The organism is Curtobacterium sp. PhB78, assembly GCF_003751685.1.
Classification (GTDB): domain Bacteria; phylum Actinomycetota; class Actinomycetes; order Actinomycetales; family Microbacteriaceae; genus Curtobacterium.
This window is the reverse complement of record NZ_RKIA01000003.1, coordinates 103687-122047: the sequence shown is the minus strand read 5'-3', so window position 1 is coordinate 122047 and position 18361 is coordinate 103687. Positions and strand designations below refer to the sequence as shown.

Sequence of the window (18361 nt, the reverse complement as noted above, 5' to 3'; positions counted from 1 at the left end):
TCGACCTCGTGCCGCACGACGAACCGACAGCGCCCGCCGACGGACGACGAGACCACGACGCCCGGAGCGACCGCGAAGATCGACGCGACCGCGAAGCCGCCCGTCGCGACGGAAGACCGCTGCCCGACGACGACATCCGCGCCCGGGTCCAACAGGTCGGGGTCCGCCAGCAGCGCTTCGAGCGACACCTCGCCCGGGCGCTCGACGTCGACGCGGCCGGACTCGAGGCGATGGACCACCTCATCACCCACGGACGGTCCACCCCGACCGAGCTCGCGCGGCGACTGGAGATCTCCACCGCCGCCATGACCCTCGTGCTCAACCGACTCGAGTCCGCCGGCCACGTCACGCGGGAGCGGCACCCCAGCGACGGCCGGAAGCTCGTGGTCACCGCAGCCGAGCGGTCGTCCGATCGTGCGTACGACCTGGTGCTGCCGCTGATCGAGGGGATCGAGGACGTCGTCGCCGACATGGACGTCAGCGAGCGCGCCACGGTGCAGGCGTTCCTGGACCGTCTGATCGGGATCTACGACGACGCGATGGACTGATCAGTCGACTCCGTCGGGTGACCACGGTCGCTCACCGAGGCTCCACCGCGCCATCGCCTCGACCTGTGCCTTCGCGCTCTCCAGGCTCGTGTGGTCGCCGAAGACCTCGCCCGACCACCCACGGACCTCGTACCGGTTCGTGAAGACGACGGTTCCGATGTGGGACCGGCCGGAGCGGGCTTCCCACCGGCCGACCTCGAGCGCGGTCCAGCTCGTCGGGTCGTGCTGGTGTGGGAGATCGGTCTGCGAGGAGGACATGGCGTTTCCGGTCGGCATCGGACGAAGAGATCGTGCCGGCAGCCGGGGGCCTGGGTCACCTGCGGTCGACGGTAGTCCCCGGCCGACACAACGGCTCAGGTTCGTCCGCCGGTCTGTGCGATCAGTGCGCCACGCGCGTGAACGTGCGGTGCACGACCCCCGACGGCGACGCGACCGTCTCGACGTCGAAGCGCTCCTCGATCCCCTCGAGTCCGTCCCAGAGCCGCTCGCCGCGGCCGAGCACGATCGGCACCTCGACCAGGTGCAGGTGGTCGACGAGGTCGGCCTGCAGGAACTCGCGGACGGTCTCGACCCCGCCGCCGATCCGGACGTCCCGGCCCGGTGCGGCCTGGCGGGCGAGCTCGAGCGCTTCCGCCGGGGTCGCGTCGACGAAGTGGAAGGTCGTCCCGCCCGCCATCTCGAGGGGCTCGCGCGGGTGGTGGGTGAGCACGAACACGGGCGTGTGGAACGGCGGTTCGTCGCCCCACCACCCGGTCCAGCCGTCGTCGGGCCACGGTCCGCGCTGGGGTCCGAACTTGTTCCGCCCCATGATCTCGACACCGATCTCCGGTCCCCAGGCGCGAGCGAACTCGTCGTCGACATCGGTGGTCCCGCCGGACGCACCCTGCATCGCACGGAAGGTGGCCGTGGCGGCGAACCACCCCATGAGTCGACCGTCGGCGTGCCCGAACGGACGGTCGACCGACTGGTCGGCTCCGGCGCCGTACCCGTCGAGCGAGATCGCGAAGTTGTGGACCCTGACCGTCGACATGGTGCTCCTGTCCTGCTTCAGAGGGTGATGCCCGTCGCCGTCGCGAGGGCGTCGATGAGTTGGCGGCGGAACTGCGGGTCAACGACCGCCTGGTGCGGCTCCTGCCGCTGTCCGTGGAACCAGTAACCGCCGCTGAGGGTTGCGTCGGGGTCGGTCACGAGGGCCTCTTGGGTGCGGTGCCCGAGCTCGAGGTCGTCCGACGCCCCCGCGCCGCCCATCTTGGTCGGGACCCAACCCGGGTCGACGGCGTTGCTCAGGACCCCGGGCCGGCGCTCGGCGACCTCGGCGGCGAGCGCGGTCACGAAGAGCTTGGTGTCCGAGTACGTGTTGGTCGCCGCGATGCCGTCCCAGTCGACGCCGTCCAGTCGGGGGCGGCCGCCGCGGTGCATCCCACTGCTCAGGTACACGTGCCGGGTCGGCGCGTGGAGCAGTGCGGTGAACAGGTACGGCGCGACGACGTTGACCGGGATCAGCGCACGGCCGGAGATCACGCCGGCGTTGTGCACGACCGCGTCGATCGGGTCGCCGGCGTCGAGGTCGCGCGCGGCGGCGATCACGGCGTCGCGGTCGGACAGGTCGGCGACGACGAGCGTGGCACCACGGTCGAGCAGGTCGGCGACCGCGTCCGCTCGTGCCGTGCTCCGGGCGTGCACGACGACCTCGTGCCCGTCGCGGAGCAGGGTGTCGGCGGTCGCCCGCCCGAGGCCGTCGGTCGAGCCGGTGACGAGGATGCGGGACATGCGTTCATGATGCGCCGGGTGGCGGGGGCGTGTGCGGCGCGACACCGCAGCCTCAGCCGATGACGCCCGTGTGCTCGAGCACGATGTTCACGCCGATCAGGATGAGCACCACGCCGCCGGCGATCTCGGCCGGCTTGCCGAACCGGGCTCCGACACGGCGCCCGACGACCACGCCGGCGAAGGACAGCACCGCCGTCGTCACACCGATGAGCAGCACCGCGCCGCCGATCGACACCGGCAGGAACGCCAACGTGACGCCGACGGCCAGGGCGTCGATGCTCGTCGCGATCGCCAGGACCAGGAGCTCACGGATCGGCAGGCGGTCGGTGTCCTGCTCGGTGTCCTCGTGCTTCGAGAACGCCTCCCACAGCATCTTGCCGCCGATCAGCGCGAGCAGCCCGAACGCGATCCAGTGGTCGAAGGCGGCGATGTACTGCGCGAACGCCGAACCGAGCAGCCAGCCGATCAGGGGCATGAGCGCCTGGAACGCACCGAACGTCAGCGCGATGACGAGCGCGTGCCGCACGTCGAAGCGCTTCATGTGCAGGCCCTTGCCGAGGGCGACGGCGAAGGCGTCTGCGGAGACGCCGAGCGCGATGAGGAAGAGGGCCCAGAACGACATGGGGGCGGCGCCTTTCGAGACGGTCGGACGGAGACGCCGACGTCTCAGGACCTGTCGATCCTGGCACGGTTCCGAGGACGAAAAGGCCTGATCAGAGGGATTCGGCAGGCCGAATCCGGGGGTTGGTGCACCCGCCCCGGTTCCTGACGGAAGGCTCGCGGCGGTGTCGGGCTGCGCGAGGTTCCACGACACCCCGCCCGCGTGCCGCCGAGGTTCCGATCGGGGCGCTGCGCGCCGGTGAGGTTCCGAGATCTCGGAACCTCACGCGGCGGGGTGGGCGCGACCGCGGGCGGACGGGAGGCCCGTGGCAGGCCCGCAACGGGCCTCCCGTCCGGTCTGCGGCGCGTCAGCGACCGGCTGCTGCGTGGGCGGCGACCTGGGTGGCGGAGAGTTCCGTCCCGTAGACGGCCGCGTACCGCATCGAACCGGTGAAGTAGGGGTTGGCCGGGGAGCCCGGCCATCCGCTGACGGTGTCGTAGCCGATCCGGAACCAGCCGGTGTAGCTCTCCGGGTTCTTGTACGCCGCGTTCGACGCGACCAGCGTGCCGTCGACGTACAGGCGCATGCCGTTCGTCGGCGACATCGTCGTCACGGCGTGGTGCCACGTGCCGTCGGTGTAGGCCTTCGGAGACGTGACGACCTGGGTCGTGCCGCTGTAGGCGCCGAACACGAGCTGTCCGCTCGTGTTCAGGTAGAGCTTCCGGTCGTGCTGCCCGGACCCGCCGGTCTGGCTGCTGCCGAAGCCGATGAGCTGTCCACCGGCGACCGTCGTCTTGAACCAGACCTCCTCGCTGAAGGTGGTCGGGTTGGCGTACGAGCGCGAGGTGGAGACGTAGCTCGTGGAGCCGTTCAGCACGTAGGCACTGCCGGTGTCGCGCGGGCAGGCGTTCGGGTCGGGCGTGACCGCCGTCATCGCGCCCTGGTAGGTGCCGTTCACGCCGCGGCCCGACCAGTCCGTGGCGGTCTTCGCGTTCGTCGACTCGGTGAGCCGGTACGCGAACAGGGCGTTCGCGGTGTCGGCTCCGACGGCGCCCGTGCAGGTGAAGTACGGGGCGGTCGCGGCGGTGTTCGTGTCGTTCCGGACGGTGGCGCTGTAGGCGGAGCGCGTCGGCGCGAACTGGTTCAGCAGGACGACGACAGCCAGGGCGACCACGAGCAGGAGGGCGACGACGCGGCCGTCACGCAGGCGACGGAGGATCACGAGGGACGCACCGCCTCGACGCGGCCGACGGCCAGGCAGGCCACGAGCGGCACCAGGCACATGGCGATCAGCGCCACCCACCCGAGCGGGTCGAGGTCGATGTTCGAGGTCAGCTGGTAGTGCCCGTTCTTCGTGAGTTCGTGGATGACCACGCGGCCGACCTCACCGTCGACCAGGTGCACGGTGTTGCCGCCGTGGGCGTCGACGCGCACCGGGAAGATGCCCGACGAGATGACGGTGGCCTCGACGCCCGTGGGGCTCGAGGTGTTCGTGATGGTCGTCACGTTGACGAACGGCTTGAGCACGAACGCGGCGTACGAGACCGTCAGGGCGGAGCCGGCGATCCGGAGGCAGGTGCGGGTCACCCGGTCCGTGAAGGCACTGGTCAGGGTCAGGATCAGGAGCGTGCCGATGAGCAGGATCGGGGCGGCGCGGAACAGCCAGCCGAGGTGCGGGACCAGGAGCGCCGGGGTGCCGATCACGTCGGCCTGCGACAGCGTCCACGGGTCGACCGCGCCGTTCACGTCGCCGCGGGTGTGCAGGCCGCCGTCGGCGTCGATCGCGATGATGCGGTGCGTGTAGACGACGTCGGGGTTGGCGGAGGTCTCGAACGAGACGACGTCGCCGACGCGCAGGGTCGTGACGTCGACCGGCAGGTCGAGCACGAGGGTCCCCACCGGGGCTGCTTCACCCATCGAGGGCGTCTCAACGACGAACCAGCGGCCACCGGCGGACAGGAACAGCACCGCGGCGGTGAGCAGCAGTGCGGCGACCAGGGCGAGCAACCAGGCGAGGACGGTCTCGGACCGGGTGACCGCGCGACCGCGGAGGACCGGACGGTCGAGCGTGCCGCTGAGCGGGATCGCTGCGGTCTGGCTCATGTCGTGCTCCTGCGGCTCGGTGGGGTGCGGCTACTGCGCGTGGTGGAACGGGGGTGGCGACGCTCGGCCGGAGGGGGGTCGGTCGAGCGTCGCCGGTCTGGGGTCACGGGACGTCCCGGGACGGCTGGGGGGAGCCGGCCCGGAGCGGGATCAGGCCGTGAACGTCCAGGTCATGGGGACCGAGGCTGCGAGGCCCTGGTAGGTGTTGCCCGCCGAGGAGTCGAGGGTCACCGCGAAGTTGAACGGCGTCGAGGCGCCGGCGGCCGGAGCAGCGGGCATCGTGAAGGCCGACGCTGCGGCGCCCTTGAAGCTGGCGAGCGTGCCGCTGAAGACCGTGGTCGAGCCCGAGGTGATGACGAGGTTCATCTTGGCGCAGAGGTCGGTCGCGGTTCCGTTCGAGGAGCCGTTGTTCGACTGGGTGCACGTGCTGCCCGGCGTCAGGGTGAAGGTGCTCGCGGCAGCGGTGCCGGTGTTCTTGATCGAGATCGCCGTGTTGACCGTGTTGCCCGGCGTCATCGTCGTGCTGCCGCCGAACTTGTTGATCGTCGAGCAGGTCGCGGAGTTCGTCGAGACCGAGCCGCCGTCGGTGCTGAGGCAGGTGACGGTCGCGCCGGCGTTCTGCTCCTGCATGATCAGCGTGCCGCTGGCGGCGGTGTTGCTGCTGTTCGTGATGCTCGCCGCGAACCCGGACAGGGTGCCGGTGAGCGAGAGGGAGAGGAGCACGGCGGCGAAGATGCCGGCGAGGAGCGCCACGGGGGCGAAACGGATCCGCTTCAGCGCGGAGGTGCGGAGCTTGGTGGACACGGTGTACCTCATCGGTTCGGTGGTTCGCAGTGGTTGGGGGAGGCAAGTCACTCGGGCGGATTTGCTTCAATCATTAAGATAGTCATCGCTTGACCAAGTTAGCCACTCGCACACCTACCCCAGTGCGGGGGACGCTCCCGTCCCCCGGGTTCCCGACATGGAAGGATTCCCCCCGTGACCCCCGCCGCACCCGATGACGACGCCGCCGACCTGATGGCCGCGTTCACCGCTGTCGTGCGCGCGAACGCGAGCCTGGTGAACCAGCTCAGTTCCCGAGCCGGGGTGCACGAGAACGCCCTGCGAGCACTCGTGCTCATCAGCGACACCGGGTACTCCACGCCGACGGAGGTCGCCGGGTACCTCGGCCTGACCTCGGGCGCGGTGACGAACATGATCGACCGGATGAGCACCGCCGGACTCCTCGAGCGCGCGCCGAACCCGAACGACCGTCGTGGGTCGTTGCTGCGGCTGCTGCCGAGTGGCGACGACGTCGTCGCGGACTACCGGCAGCGCTACGCCGCCATGCTCCGGGCGGTCGACGGCGCACACGGCGGCGAGCTGCACGAGGTGCTCAACGACCTGGCGACGAGTCTGTACCAACAGGCCGCGGCAGCGGGGGAGTAGGGGCTCGTCAGACCGGCTGGAGCGCCTGCTGCTCGCCGGCGGGGAGCTCGACCCGGATGCGGTCACCCGTCCGGACGACACCACCCGTCACGACGACGCTCATCACGCCGCCCTTCCGCACCACCACACCGTCCTCGTCCCGCCCGAGCACCTCGCGCAACAGACCCGGTTCGAACCCGTTGATCTGCTGGCACGGGTTCCGCAGGCCCGTCACACGGACGCACGCCTCGTCGCCGAGGTGCAGCACGGTGCCGGTCGGCAAGCCGAGCAGGTCGACACCGCGGGTCGTGACGTTCTCGCCCATCTGGCCCGGCTCGAGGTGGTACCCGGCGTCGGCGACCTCGTCGAACACCTCGGCGTGGAGCAGGTGCACCTGCCGCAGGTTCGGCTGGGACGGGTCACGCGCGACTCGAGACCGGTGCTGGACGGTCGTCCCGGCGTGGGCGTCGCCCTCGATGCCCCAGCCCTCGACCAAGGTGACCTCGTCGACCACGGGCTTGCTGAACCGATGGACGTCGTCCCGGCTCACGGCGATCACACGCGGCTGGTCGTCACGGTTGTCGGTCATGGTGCGATTCTGGCGCAGGTTCGGTTTCGACGCAGCCCCCGGTCAGTGTCCGAGCTCGACCAGGAACACCCCGGCGATGATCAGTGCGATCCCGCCGAGCATGAGCGCCGTCAAGGGTTCGCGGAAGAGCACCCGGCCCAGGATCGCCGTCAGTGCGACACCGGTCGCGGCCCAGATCCCGTAGGCGACACCGATCGGCAGGCCGAGCGTCAGGGCCACGGCGAGCAGGCTGAAGGCGACGAGGTACCCCAGGACGACGGGCACGAAGAACAGCTTCTTGCCGTCGGTGGCGAGCTTGAGGCTGATCGTGGCACCGACCTCGGAGACGATCGCGACGGCGAGCAGGACCCACGCCATCAGAATGCCCCCCGCTTCCGTGCGGCGAGGGCTCGCTGCGAGCCGATCTCGACCAGCAGCACGCCGGCAGCGATCAGCACGATGCCGACGACCATGGTGAGCGTGAGTGCCTGCCCGAACAGCACGGCCGCGAGCACCGCGGTCAGGGCGACACCGGAGGCTCCCCAGATGCCGTAGGCGACCCCGACCGCCATCCCCGCGCGGAGCACCAGGATCAGCATCGCGAACGCGGCGACGTAGCCCACGACGACGAGCGCGTACCACCCGGGCTGGTCCACAGCGGCCTGCATCGAGAGCGCTCCGGTGACCTCGGCGACGATCGCGGTCCCGAGGAACAGCCACCTCATGCGCCGGTCCCGTCCGCCAGGGCCGCGATCGCCCGTGCCGCGACCCGGACGGTGGCCTGTGCGGCTCTGTCGTCCCGGTCGGCGAGCCACGTCGAGCTGATGCCGTCGGCCGTCGCGATGAGCAGCCGGACGACGTGCTCGACCGGCACTGCCCAGCGGATGCCGTCCTCCGCGGTCCACTCGTCGACCTGCTCGCGGACCGCATCGAGGTACGCGTGCTGCTCCCAGGCGGCGAGGTCCTGCAGGTCGGGGTCGCGTCGCGAGTAGGTGACCAGCTCGACGACGGCGAGTGCGGTCGCTGGGTCGTCGCGCGTCTGCGCGAGGTGGGCCGACAGGCCGGAGGTGATCCGGGCCTCCAGGTCGAGCCGCGTGACCGGCGGTGCGAACGCGACCGCCATGGCCGTGCGGAGCTGGCGTTCGAGCACGGCGCGGAAGAGCGGCGCCTTCGATGCGAAGCAGTAGTGGAAGGCGCCGTGCGGCAGGCCGGCGCGGGCGGTGACCGCGCGGGTGGTCACGGCGCTGATGCCGCCGTCGCGCAGGACGGCGATCGCGGCATCGACGAGCTGCTCGCGCCGTTCCTCGACGCTGCGGTGCTCTTGCTGGAGGGTCATGGTCCGACCGTAACGCCGAACTTGGCCATGTGGCCAAGTCGGCGGTGAACTCTCAGCGTGGGATGGGTTCGCCCCAGCACCCCGGTCCACAGCAGAACGACCCTCGGCCAACCGGCTGAGGGTCGTTCTGTGGTGCGACGTGCCTACTTGTGGCTGGAGCGCTGCGTGAACTTGGAGTTCACGACGCCGTAGAGCACCCAGACGACGACCGCGACGAGGGCAACCGTGCCGACGGTTGCCGGCAGCATCCCTTGCGCGAGGAACGGGACGAGCAAGAGGCTGGCCACGCCGAGGACGGCGAGGGTGATCTTGTAGCTGCGAGGAGACATCAGACCGTCCTTACTCGCACTGGCTGGCACTCTTGCCAGCTGGCGGGCGGCACCCGCCCTACTGCGGCATGTCCACGAACCGCGAGAACATCCCGTGGAACGCCACGGTGATGGTGTCCGTCGGACCGTTGCGGTGCTTCGCCACGATCAGGTCCGCCTCACCCTGCCGGGGGTTGTCCTTCTCGTACGCCGACTCGCGGTGCAGCAGGATGACCATGTCGGCGTCCTGCTCGATTGACCCGGACTCACGCAGGTCGGAGATCGCCGGCTTCTTGTCGGCACGCTGCTCGGGGCCACGGTTCAGCTGGGACAGCGCGATGACGGGGACCTGGAGCTCCTTCGCCATGAGCTTCAGCGCACGTGAGAACTCGGAGACCTCTTGCTGGCGGCTCTCGACCTTCTTGCCCGAGGTCATCAGCTGCAGGTAGTCGATGACGACGAGCTTGAGGTTGTGCTGCTGCTTGAGTCGACGGCACTTGGCGCGGATCTCGACCAGCGTCATGTTGGGGGAGTCGTCGATGAAGAACGGGGCGTCGTTGATGCGCCCGCGGGTCTGCGCGATGGTGGTCCAGTCGCGGGAGTCGACGGTGCCCTTGCGCATGTTCTGCAGCGGCACGCTGGTCTCGGCGGACAGCAGACGCATGGCAATCTCGGCGCGACCCATCTCGAGCGAGAAGAACGCGGCGGTCTGGTCGTGCTTGATCGCGGCGGCGCGGCACAGGTCGAGCGCGAGCGTCGACTTACCGAGGGCGGGTCGAGCGGCGACGATGATCAGCTGTCCGGGGTGGAAGCCGTTCGTCAGGCCGTCGAGCTGCGCGAACCCGGTCGGCACGCCGGTCATCTGGCCGTCACGGCCCTTGGCGGCCTCGATCTCGTCGAGGGCGGCGGAGATGGCGTCGGTCAGGGGGACGTAGTCCTCGGTCTGCACGCCACCAGCGACGTTGTAGACCTCGGCCTGCGCGCTGTTGACGAGGTCGGTGACCTCGCCCTCGGACGCGTAGCCCATCTGCACGATGCGGGTGCCGGCGTCGACGAGGCGACGGAGGACGGCCTTCTCGGCGACGATCCCGGCGTAGTACCCCGCGTTGGCCGCGGTCGGCACCATGCTCGTCACGCTGTGCAGGTACTCGGCGCCACCACCGCGGGACAGCAGACCGGTCTTGGTCAGCTCGTCGGTGACGGCGATGACGTCGGTGGGCTCGCCGTGCGAGTAGAGCGAGAGGATCGCGTCGAAGATGACCTCGTGCTTGGGGACGTAGAAGTCCACGCCACGAGCGGTCTCGATGACGTCGGCGACGGCGTCCTTCGACAGGAGCATGCCGCCGATGGTCGACTGTTCGGCCAACAGGTCGTGCGGCGGGGTGCGTTCCATGCCGCGCTCCGCGTACTCCTGCGGTGCGGGCTCAAGATGCGCGATCGACACACTCTCTCCTCTGTTGAACGACGCAGGGCTGGACACCGTGGTCCGACACCTGCAACGACTTTCTACCCCCAGCGACCGACATCCCCCAGTCGCTGGGCCAAGCTACGGCCGCAGAGTTATCCCCAACAAACGGCCCTGTGGATAACTCTGTGGAGGGATTGCGGAACACGCCGGAATGCTGTGTGGAGAACTGTGGACGAGCCTGTGGAAACAGAGCCATGGGAACACACTTTCGACCACTTGACCTGGGGTTTTCCGGTTCACACCATGTGTGGAAAAGTGGGGTTCAAGTACGCCTTGAAGGTTCTGATTTGACACGTTTCTGCTGTGTAAAACGACTTGACAAGCACCCCACCTGTGGGAAGTGTTCTCGGGCCGTTCCCAGCAAGCCGGGCCGTGCCTGAGAGGTAACCAGCCAGCCAAGCCGAGCCCGCCCGTGCAAGCCGAGCCGGGCCTCCCGGCCGTTCTGGACGACCGTGCGTTGATGGTGAGCAGAAGATGTCGAGTGGGGGATCGGGACCCGACCTTTTCTGCTCACCAAGTGAACCCCGCACGCCCCGCGCCCCGCCCCACACCTCGCCAACGCAACGACGGGCGGGCCTCCCGAAGGAGACCCGCCCGTCGTGGAGCGAAACGTCAGTGCTACTTGGCAGCGACGACCTTGAGCGAGATCACGGCAGTGATGTCCTCGCGCAGACGCACGGTGGCCTCGTGGTCACCGACGGTCTTGATGGTCGCGGGGACCTCGACCTTGCGCTTGTCGAGCGAGCCGACGCCCTGCGCCTGGACGGCGTCAGCGACGTCGCCCGGACGGACGGAGCCGAACAGACGACCGTCCTTGCCGGCCTTGACCGCCAGGGAGATGGTCGCGTTCTCGAGCTTCATCTTGAGGTCCTGTGCCTCTTCGATGGTGGCGAGCTCACGCGCGGTGCGCGCGGCACGGATCGACTCGACCTGCTTCTCGCCGCCCTTGGACCACGCGACAGCGAAGCCCTGGGGGATGAGGTAGTTGCGGGCGTAGCCGTTCTTGACGTCGACGACGTCACCAGCGGAACCGAGGCCGGAGACCTCGTGGGTGAGGATGAGCTTCGACATGTGTCGACCTCCGATCAGCGGCCGGAGCCGGCGTAGGGGAGGAGCGCCATCTCACGGGCGTTCTTCACGGCACGGGCGATGAGGCGCTGCTCCTGGACGGAGACGCCGGTGATGCGACGGGCGCGGATCTTCCCACGCTCCGAGATGAACTTGCGAAGGGTCGCAACGTCCTTGTAGTCGATGACGCCGACCTTGATCGACTTCGCGGGAGCGGCGTTCTTGCCGCCCTTGCCGCGAGGCTTCCGGCGGTCGCCGGTGCTCTTTCCAGCCATAGTGATTTGTCCTTAGAAGAAAAGTTGTGTGTCCGTCGGAACCAGGAGGATCAGAACGGGGTCTCGTCGTCGAAGTTGCCGCCGGGGGTGCTCCACACGTCGTTCGACTGTGCGTTGCCGCCGCCCTGCTGGCCACCCTGCGGGGACCACGGCTCGTCCGACTGGCCACCAGCGGGGGCGTTGCCGCCACCGTTGTTGTTCCAGCCGCCGTTGCCGCCGCCCTGCTGACCGCCGCCGTTGCCGCCGCCGACCTGGCCACGACCGCCGCCGCCACCCGCTGCGCGGGTGATCTGTGCGGTCGCGTACCGGAGCGACGGGCCGATCTCGTCGACCTCGAGCTCGATGCTCGTGCGCTGCTGACCCTCACGGTCCTGGTAGGAACGCTGACGCAGACGACCCTGCGCGATGACGCGCGAGCCCTTCGTCAGCGACCCCGCCACGTGCTCGGCGAACTCCCGCCACACACTCGCGCGGAGGAACAGCGCGTCGCCGTCCTTCCACTCGTTCGCCTGACGGTCGAACGTGCGAGGCGTGGAGGCGATGGTGAAGTTCGCCACTGCGAGCCCGTTCTGCGTGTACCGCAGCTCGGGGTCCGCGGTGAGGTTGCCCACCACCGTGATGACGGTTTCGCCGGCCACGGGTTACTCGGCGCTCGCGGTCGCGGTTGCGGAGGCGTTGGCAGCCTTGCGGGCTGCGCGTGCCTCGTCGCGCTGCTTCTGGGCAGCGACCTGCGCGATGCCCTCTTCGGCGCGGAGGACCTTCGTGCGGAGCACGGCCTCGGAGAGACCGAGCTGACGGTCGAGCTCCTTGGCGGCCTCGGGCGAGGACGTGAAGTCGACGACGGCGTAGATGCCCTCGGACTTCTTGGCGATCTCGTAAGCGAGCCGGCGACGGCCCCAGACGTCCACGTTGTCGACGGTGCCACCGTCGTTGCGGATGACAGCGAGGAACTTGTCCAGGCTGGGAGCGACGGTGCGCTCATCGATCTCGGGGTCGAGGATCGCCATCAGTTCGTACTGGTGCATGCGGAACCCACCTCCTCTGGTCTCAGCGGCCCCGGGCAGTTCCCGGGGCAGGAGGGTTGATGCATGTGCCACAGCGCGCAGACACGCGCCGGGCAACCTGCACAGACTACCCGACGGCCTGGAGGCGCGCCACCGGTCTGTGGAGAACCGTCGCGTCCGTCAGGCGGTCGCGTCCCGAGCGGCCCACCAGTCGCGCAGGCGCGCCTCGGCAGCGTCGGCGCCGAGCGGCCCGTCGTCCATCCGCGCCTCGAGGAGGAAGCGGTAGGCCTCGCCCACGGCACGCCCCGGCGGGATGTCGAGGATCCGCATGATGTCGTCGCCGGTCAGGTCGGGCCGGATCGAGTCCAGCTCCTCTTGGTCGGCCAGGACGCGGATCCGCTCCTCGAGGTCGTCGTACGCGAACGCCAGGCGATCGGCCTTGCGACGGTTCCGGGTGGTGACGTCCGAGCGGGTGAGCTCGTGCAGCCGTTCGAGCTGCGGGCCGGCGTCGCGGACGTAGCGCCGGACGGCCGAGTCGGTCCAGGCACCGTCGGTGTACCCGAAGAACCGCAGGTGCAGTTCGATCAACCGTGCGACCGCGGCGATGGTGTCGTTGTCGAAGCGCAGGGCCCGGAGCCGCTTCTTCGCGAGCTTCGAGCCGACCAGGTCGTGGTGGTGGAAGCTGACGGCGCCGCCCGGCTCGAGCTTGCGGGTGGCGGGCTTGCCGATGTCGTGCAGCAGCGCCGCGAGCCGCAGCACGGTGTCCGGGGGGTCGCCCGCGTGCCGCTCGGCCTCGTAGCCGATCGCCTGTTCGAGCACGGTCAGAGAGTGCTCGTAGACGTCCTTGTGGTGGTGGTGCTCGTCGATCTCGAGCTGCATCTCGGGCAGCTCTGGCAGGAACCGCTGCGCCAGCCCGGTGTCCACGAGCAGGCGGATGCCCGGCACGGGGTCGCCCGTGCCGAGCAGCTTGACGAGTTCGTCGCGCACCCGCTCGGCGGACACGATGTCGATGGAGTCGACGAGGTCCTGCATGGCGGCACGGACGTCGTCGTCGACGGTGAACCCGAGCTGCGAGGTGAACCGCGCTGCCCGCATCATCCGGAGCGGGTCGTCGCGGAACGACACCACGGCGGCCTGCGGGGTGCGGAGTCGTGCGGCCAGCAGGTCCTCGACGCCGCCGTGCACGTCGACGAGCTCGCGCGCCGGGAGCCGGAGCGCCATCGCGTTGACGGTGAAGTCGCGGCGGAGCAGGTCGTCCTCGATGGTGTCGCCGAACGCGACCTCGGGCTTGCGGGTCTCGCCGTCGTACACGTCGCTGCGGTAGGTGGTGATCTCGACCTGCTCGCCGCGGACCAGAGCGGCGATGGTGCCGAACTGGCGGCCGACGTCCCACGTGGCGCTCGCGATCGGTTCGACGATGCGCAGGATGTCGTCCGGACGAGCGCTCGTCGTGAAGTCGAGGTCGGTGACGGGACGACCGAGGAAGGCGTCCCGCACGGGTCCGCCGACCAAGGCCAGCTCGTGTCCGGCGTCGGCGAAGGCCCGAGCGAGGAGGTCGACGGGCTCGGTGGTGGCGAGTGCGTCGAGTCGTTCGACGGCCTGGGCAACGGACTGCATGACGGTGCTCATCCTCCCAGATCGAGGCCCCGAGTTCTCCACAACCCCGCGCGCACGGGACCTGTTCATGGTCACGCCTCATACACTCGTGCTCGGCCCGAACCGACCCCGTGGCCCGCTTCCGTATGCACATCCTCCGCACCACGCTCGCCGCAGCCGCGTCGACCCTCGTCGCGCTCGGCCTGGTCGTCGCGCCCGTCAGCGCCCCGCACGCCGATGCTGCGACGGTGTCGTCGGCCAAGACCCACCTCGCCGATCCGGCTGCTGCCGATGCGGGCAAGGCCACGATCTCGGTCGCCCCCGCGCACCGTGGGATCGTCCAGCGCGACCAGGACCTCACCCTCTCGGTGACCGTCACGAACGACACCGACGCCGCGCTGCCCGCCGGTACCGCGGAGTTCGACATCTTCCGCTCCGTGAGCACGCGGGACGTCCTCGCCGACTGGCTTGCCGACACCACCACGACCGGTTACCTCGGCGCCCCGATGGACTCCGTGGACATCCCGGAGGTCCCGGCGCACCGATCGGTCACCATCGACTCGGTCGAGATCGTCTCGGGCAACGTGGCACTCGGCGGGTACTCCTCGTTCGGTGCGCGGCGCATCGCGGCGGAGTACACGGCCGGTGAGACCTTCGCCGTCGCCCGCTCCGCGATCACCTGGTACCCGGACTTCGAGCAGGTGCCGGTCAGCGTCTCCGTCGCGATGCCGGTGACGGTCCCGAAGTCCACGGACGGCATCCTCAGCGCGGCCGTCCTCGCCGCCGCGACCTCGGTGGACGGCACCCTCACCCAGCAGCTCGACGCCGCCGAGGACCACAACGTCGCCGTCGCGGTCGACCCCCGCATCATCGCCTCGATCCGGATCCTCGGAGAGAACGCGCCGTCCGCTGCGACCGCGTGGCTCCAGCGCCTCGAGTCCCTGCGCAACGAGACCTTCGCGTTGTCCTACGCCGACGCCGACGTCACCGGGCTGCGCCAGGCCGGGTCGGACGGCATCCTCGCCCCGATCTCGCTCGACCAGTCCGTGAAGACCGAGAACTTCCCCGGCGCTGAGACCCCCGCACCGACCCCGACCGCGACGCCCGGGCAGACGACGACCCCGAGCAGCACCGCGTCCCCGAGCGACGACGCCACCACCGACGCCGGCTCGGGCGACACCACGGAGACGCTGCCGACGACCGAGCAGCTGCTGGACTTCCCGTACTCGATGGACTCCATCGCGTGGCCGGCGGACGGCACCGTGACCGCGGCCGACCTCACGGCACTGCAGCGGGCCGACAAGGACACCACCATCGTGTCGAGCGGGAACACCTCCGCCGGCGCGAACGCCACGGTCTCGGCGTCGGAGAAGATCGGCGACGACCACGTCCTCGTGTCGGACCAGTCGATGTCGTCCCTGCTGCGCGACGCCGCGACCGCACCGGACCGCCAGAGCTGGTCGTCGGCGATGTCCGAGCTCACCGCGACGCTCGCCACCTCGGCGCGCGACGGCGGCACGACCGGGCCGATCCTGCTCACCCTCGGTCGCGACTGGCCGTCGGACTCCACGCGCCTCAGCCAGACACTCGACGCCCTCGAGAGCACCGCCTGGGTGGCACCGGCTGACCTCTCCACCGCGTCGGACGCCACCGCGGGGTCGCTCACGCTCAACAGTGCATCCACCGGGGCCGACCGCATCGCGCAGCTGAAGCGCCTGGTACAGGGCGAACAGGGGCTCTCCGCGTTCGCCACCATCCTCGACACCCCCGCTGCACTGACGGCTCCCGCACGCCTCCGGCTGCTCGCCATCGCCTCGAACGCGTGGCGCGGGGACGACGACGGGCTCCAGGCCGCGGTCGACGTCCGCACCGCAGCCTGGGCGAAGCAGACCACCGAGGTCGGGATCGTCGACTCGAGCAGCCTGACCCTGCTCGGCGACCGGTCCTCGCTGCCGGTGTCCATCCGCAACAGCTCGGACTACCCGGTGACGGTGCACCTGGCCGTCCAGCCGTCGAACTCCGCGCTCCGGATCGTCCGCAACGACATCGTCGTCGAGATCCAACCGGACTCCTCGACCCGAGCGACCGTCCCCGTGCAGTCCGTCGCGAACGGCAAGGTCGAGCTGACGATGTCCCTGTCGAGCCCGACCGGCGTCGCCATCGCGCAGCCGGCCACCGTCGAACTCAACGTCCAGGCGCAGTGGGAGACGGTCATCACCGCCGCCGCAGCGGTCGCCCTGATCGCGATCTTCGGCTTCGGGATCTTCCGCAGCATCCGGAAGCGCATCCGTCGTCGCAACGGCGAACTCGACGACGAGGACGACGACGACCCCAACCGCCCGCTCGCCGTGCAGCCGGGTGCGCCCGGCGCGGCTGCTCCGTCCACGGGATCGGTCGCCGGACCGGGAGGCCCGGATCACCGCGCCGAGGCACCCACCGCGTTCGCCGTGGCCGGCTCCGGCACGGCCGCTGTCGCGGCTCCTGGTGGCGACCGCCTGCAGGACGCGATCGCCCGTGCCGGGGCCGAGCCGGGCCTCCCGTCCGACGCCCGTACCAGCCGCGTCGCGGACGCCCGCGACCCCGAGGAGCCGACCATCAGCGCCACCCAGCCCCAGCCCGACGTCGACGCGGAACCGGTCGCGGAGCGCAGCCTGGGGCGGGCGAGTGCGATGCTCGCAGCGGGGACGATGGTGAGCCGGATCCTCGGCTTCGCGAAGACCTTCGTGCTCGCGTACGCCATCGGGCAGAACAAGAGCCCCTCGGCGAACGCGTTCGCCGTCGCGAACCAGCTGCCGAACAACATCTACGCGCTCATCGCGGGTGGCCTGCTGTCGGCCGTGCTCATCCCGCAGATCGTCCGCGCCATGAAGAACGGCACGGACGGCGGACAGGCGTACGTCAACAAGATCGTGACGCTCGGCGGGTCGGTCTTCATCGTCATCACGATCGTCGCGACGGCACTGGCGCCGCTCCTGGTCCGCCTGTACACGACGTCCTCGGACACCCGGAGTCCCGCTGCGACCGACCTCGCCATCGCCTTCGCGTTCTGGTGCCTGCCGCAGATCCTGTTCTACGCGATGTACTCGCTGCTCGGTGAGGTCCTCAACGCCAAGCAGGTGTTCGGTCCGTTCACCTGGGCACCGCTGCTCAACAACGTCATCGCGATCGCCGGGCTCGTGGTGTTCATCGCCCTGTACGGCACGAGCGGCAGCGCCCTCGACGATTGGACCCCGGCGAAGATCGCGCTCCTCGCCGGCAGCGCCTCGTTCGGTGTGTTCGCCCAGGCGGCGTTCCTCCCGCTGTTCTGGCGGCGAGCAGGGCTGTCCTTCCGGCCGGACTTCCGGTGGCGCGGCGTCGGCCTGAAGTCGACGGGAACCGCTGCCGGCTGGCTCTTCGCGATGATCCTGGTGACCCAGGTCGCCGGCATCGTGCAGTCCGCGGTCGCGTGGAAGGGTCAGGGCGACGGACCCGGCAACGCGGTGCTCGGCAACGCGTGGCTCATCTTCATGCTGCCGCACTCGATCATCACGGTCTCCATCGCGACGGCGTACTTCACCCGGATGAGCCACGATGCTGCACGCGGCGACCTGGCATCAGTCCGACGGAACCTGTCGCTGTCCCTGCGCATCGTCGGACTCTTCACGGTCTTCGCGTCCGTGGCGCTGGTCGTCGTCGCGGTGCCGTTCGGCCGGCTCTACGAGGGCACGTTCGAGAGCGCCCTGCAGGTCGGTGCCGTCCTGGTCGCCTACATGCCGGGCCTGGTGCTGTTCAGCATGTTGTTCATCATCCAGCGCGTGTTCTGGGCCATGCACGACCACCGGACCCCGTTCCTGATGCAGTGCATCCAGTCCGTCCTGTTCGTCATCGGTGCCCTCGCGGTGTCGACGTTCCCGACCTCCGTGATCGGCATCGGTGTGGCCGCCTGCACGACGCTCGCCGGCACCGCGCAGACGATCGTCGCGCTCGTCCTGGTGCGTCGCAAGCTCGGCAGCATCGAAGGACCGGTCGTGACCCGCTCGCACGTGCAGTTCGTCATCGCTGCGCTGATCGCCGGCGTGGTCGGCCTGCTGGTCGTGAACTTCTTCGGGGCGTTCTCCGCAGCCGGGTTCGCGATGTCCGACCGCACCGGTGCACTCATCACCATCGTCCTGACCGGCGCCGTCATGGTCCTCGTGTACTTCGGGGCGCTCGTCGTCGCGAAGAACGGCGAGATCAAGAACGCCGTCGGCATGGTGAAGAGCAAGCTCGGTCGCTGACCGCACGCTTCCCGGACGTCGCGGAATGCCGCGCCGGTACCATGTGTTGACCC

Annotated in this window: 21 protein-coding genes; 3 read left to right on the top strand and 18 right to left on the bottom strand. The window is 69.7% G+C overall.

Annotated features, from left to right (window positions below):
* Positions 1 to 8: 8 nt before the first annotated feature.
* Positions 9 to 548, top strand: coding sequence for a MarR family winged helix-turn-helix transcriptional regulator (locus EDF53_RS07420; protein ID WP_260215237.1), 540 nt, complete (start codon positions 9 to 11; stop codon positions 546 to 548).
* On the opposite strand, the gene EDF53_RS07415 is transcribed toward EDF53_RS07420, so the two are convergent.
* The 7 genes from EDF53_RS07415 to EDF53_RS07385 form a co-directional block, all read right to left on the bottom strand.
* Positions 549 to 806, bottom strand: a complete 258-nt coding sequence (locus EDF53_RS07415; protein ID WP_131920855.1) for a hypothetical protein — start codon at positions 804 to 806, stop codon at positions 549 to 551.
* A 121-nt stretch (positions 807 to 927) separates the two neighbouring features.
* Positions 928 to 1578 carry a dihydrofolate reductase family protein gene (locus EDF53_RS07410; protein WP_123292960.1) on the bottom strand — a complete coding sequence of 217 codons (651 nt, stop codon included), beginning with the start codon at positions 1576 to 1578 and terminating at the stop codon, positions 928 to 930.
* A gap of 17 nt (positions 1579 to 1595) precedes the next feature.
* Entirely contained in the window at positions 1596 to 2318 is a 723-nt protein-coding gene (locus EDF53_RS07405; protein WP_123292959.1) for an SDR family NAD(P)-dependent oxidoreductase, read from the bottom strand.
* 52 nt (positions 2319 to 2370) lie between these two features.
* Complete coding sequence (locus EDF53_RS07400) at positions 2371 to 2940, bottom strand: manganese efflux pump MntP family protein (RefSeq protein WP_123292958.1); 570 nt, start codon at positions 2938 to 2940, stop codon at positions 2371 to 2373.
* A 346-nt stretch (positions 2941 to 3286) separates the two neighbouring features.
* Positions 3287 to 4141 carry a LamG domain-containing protein gene (locus tag EDF53_RS07395; RefSeq protein ID WP_123292957.1) on the bottom strand — a complete coding sequence of 285 codons (855 nt, stop codon included), beginning with the start codon at positions 4139 to 4141 and terminating at the stop codon, positions 3287 to 3289.
* Positions 4138 to 5022: a S26 family signal peptidase gene (locus EDF53_RS07390; RefSeq protein WP_123292956.1), complete on the bottom strand. Its 885-nt coding sequence runs from the start codon at positions 5020 to 5022 to the stop codon at positions 4138 to 4140. Before EDF53_RS07390 ends, EDF53_RS07395 begins: the two co-directional genes overlap by 4 nt.
* Before the next feature lie 150 nt (positions 5023 to 5172).
* The gene (locus EDF53_RS07385) at positions 5173 to 5826 is read right to left on the bottom strand and encodes a hypothetical protein (protein WP_123293393.1); all 654 of its coding nucleotides are present in this window, start codon (positions 5824 to 5826) and stop codon (positions 5173 to 5175) included.
* A 174-nt stretch (positions 5827 to 6000) separates the two neighbouring features.
* Here EDF53_RS07385 and EDF53_RS07380 point away from each other — a divergent pair, with 174 nt between their 5' ends.
* A complete protein-coding gene (locus tag EDF53_RS07380) occupies positions 6001 to 6450 on the top strand; it encodes a MarR family winged helix-turn-helix transcriptional regulator (RefSeq protein ID WP_185020980.1) in 450 nt (149 codons plus the stop codon).
* Between the two features lie 7 nt (positions 6451 to 6457).
* Here EDF53_RS07380 and EDF53_RS07375 read toward each other — a convergent pair whose 3' ends face one another.
* From EDF53_RS07375 to EDF53_RS07325, 11 genes are all read right to left on the bottom strand, one after another.
* On the bottom strand, positions 6458 to 7018 hold the full coding sequence (locus EDF53_RS07375) for an MOSC domain-containing protein (protein WP_123292955.1): 561 nt from the start codon (positions 7016 to 7018) through the stop codon (positions 6458 to 6460).
* Between the two features lie 42 nt (positions 7019 to 7060).
* A complete protein-coding gene (locus tag EDF53_RS07370) occupies positions 7061 to 7375 on the bottom strand; it encodes a multidrug efflux SMR transporter (RefSeq protein WP_123292954.1) in 315 nt (104 codons plus the stop codon).
* Positions 7375 to 7722 (bottom strand): multidrug efflux SMR transporter, encoded by a 348-nt coding sequence (locus EDF53_RS07365; protein WP_123292953.1) that lies wholly within the window; start codon positions 7720 to 7722, stop codon positions 7375 to 7377. Before EDF53_RS07365 ends, EDF53_RS07370 begins: the two co-directional genes overlap by 1 nt.
* On the bottom strand, positions 7719 to 8333 hold the full coding sequence (locus EDF53_RS07360) for a TetR/AcrR family transcriptional regulator (protein ID WP_123292952.1): 615 nt from the start codon (positions 8331 to 8333) through the stop codon (positions 7719 to 7721). The genes EDF53_RS07365 and EDF53_RS07360 overlap by 4 nt, the downstream gene beginning before the upstream one ends.
* A 143-nt stretch (positions 8334 to 8476) precedes the next feature.
* A complete protein-coding gene (locus EDF53_RS07355; protein WP_123292951.1) occupies positions 8477 to 8662 on the bottom strand; it encodes a hypothetical protein in 186 nt (61 codons plus the stop codon).
* Between the two features lie 58 nt (positions 8663 to 8720).
* Positions 8721 to 10085, bottom strand: coding sequence for a replicative DNA helicase (gene dnaB / locus EDF53_RS07350; RefSeq protein WP_111083664.1), 1365 nt, complete (start codon positions 10083 to 10085; stop codon positions 8721 to 8723).
* A gap of 642 nt (positions 10086 to 10727) precedes the next feature.
* Positions 10728 to 11180, bottom strand: a complete 453-nt coding sequence (rplI, locus tag EDF53_RS07345; RefSeq protein ID WP_111083665.1) for a 50S ribosomal protein L9 — start codon at positions 11178 to 11180, stop codon at positions 10728 to 10730.
* 14 nt (positions 11181 to 11194) lie between these two features.
* Positions 11195 to 11452: a 30S ribosomal protein S18 gene (rpsR, locus tag EDF53_RS07340; protein WP_017887834.1), complete on the bottom strand. Its 258-nt coding sequence runs from the start codon at positions 11450 to 11452 to the stop codon at positions 11195 to 11197.
* Between the two features lie 50 nt (positions 11453 to 11502).
* Positions 11503 to 12090, bottom strand: a complete 588-nt coding sequence (locus EDF53_RS07335; RefSeq protein ID WP_123292950.1) for a single-stranded DNA-binding protein — start codon at positions 12088 to 12090, stop codon at positions 11503 to 11505.
* 3 nt (positions 12091 to 12093) lie between these two features.
* Positions 12094 to 12477, bottom strand: coding sequence for a 30S ribosomal protein S6 (gene rpsF, locus EDF53_RS07330; RefSeq protein ID WP_111083667.1), 384 nt, complete (start codon positions 12475 to 12477; stop codon positions 12094 to 12096).
* Positions 12478 to 12636: 159 nt separating this feature from the next.
* On the bottom strand, positions 12637 to 14073 hold the full coding sequence (locus tag EDF53_RS07325; RefSeq protein ID WP_123293391.1) for a CCA tRNA nucleotidyltransferase: 1437 nt from the start codon (positions 14071 to 14073) through the stop codon (positions 12637 to 12639).
* Between the two features lie 110 nt (positions 14074 to 14183).
* Here EDF53_RS07325 and EDF53_RS19545 point away from each other — a divergent pair, with 110 nt between their 5' ends.
* On the top strand, positions 14184 to 18308 hold the full coding sequence (locus tag EDF53_RS19545) for a DUF6049 family protein (RefSeq protein ID WP_221181201.1): 4125 nt from the start codon (positions 14184 to 14186) through the stop codon (positions 18306 to 18308).
* Positions 18309 to 18361: the final 53 nt, after the last annotated feature.

Bases quoted from the DNA above. Each gene is read 5' to 3' on its own strand.
- EDF53_RS07415 (WP_131920855.1), bottom strand. From the start codon at position 806: ATGTCCTCCTCGCAGACCGATCTCCCACACCAGCACGACCCGACGAGC.
- EDF53_RS07410 (WP_123292960.1), bottom strand. From the start codon at position 1,578: ATGTCGACGGTCAGGGTCCACAACTTCGCGATCTCGCTCGACGGGTAC.
- EDF53_RS07405 (WP_123292959.1), bottom strand. From the start codon at position 2,318: ATGTCCCGCATCCTCGTCACCGGCTCGACCGACGGCCTCGGGCGGGCG.
- EDF53_RS07400 (WP_123292958.1), bottom strand. From the start codon at position 2,940: ATGTCGTTCTGGGCCCTCTTCCTCATCGCGCTCGGCGTCTCCGCAGAC.
- EDF53_RS07390 (WP_123292956.1), bottom strand. From the start codon at position 5,022: ATGAGCCAGACCGCAGCGATCCCGCTCAGCGGCACGCTCGACCGTCCG.
- EDF53_RS07375 (WP_123292955.1), bottom strand. From the start codon at position 7,018: ATGACCGACAACCGTGACGACCAGCCGCGTGTGATCGCCGTGAGCCGG.
- EDF53_RS07370 (WP_123292954.1), bottom strand. From the start codon at position 7,375: ATGGCGTGGGTCCTGCTCGCCGTCGCGATCGTCTCCGAGGTCGGTGCC.
- EDF53_RS07365 (WP_123292953.1), bottom strand. From the start codon at position 7,722: ATGAGGTGGCTGTTCCTCGGGACCGCGATCGTCGCCGAGGTCACCGGA.
- EDF53_RS07360 (WP_123292952.1), bottom strand. From the start codon at position 8,333: ATGACCCTCCAGCAAGAGCACCGCAGCGTCGAGGAACGGCGCGAGCAG.
- EDF53_RS07355 (WP_123292951.1), bottom strand. From the start codon at position 8,662: ATGTCTCCTCGCAGCTACAAGATCACCCTCGCCGTCCTCGGCGTGGCC.
- rplI (WP_111083665.1), bottom strand. From the start codon at position 11,180: ATGTCGAAGCTCATCCTCACCCACGAGGTCTCCGGCCTCGGTTCCGCT.
- rpsR (WP_017887834.1), bottom strand. From the start codon at position 11,452: ATGGCTGGAAAGAGCACCGGCGACCGCCGGAAGCCTCGCGGCAAGGGC.
- rpsF (WP_111083667.1), bottom strand. From the start codon at position 12,477: ATGCACCAGTACGAACTGATGGCGATCCTCGACCCCGAGATCGATGAG.
- EDF53_RS07325 (WP_123293391.1), bottom strand. From the start codon at position 14,073: ATGCAGTCCGTTGCCCAGGCCGTCGAACGACTCGACGCACTCGCCACC.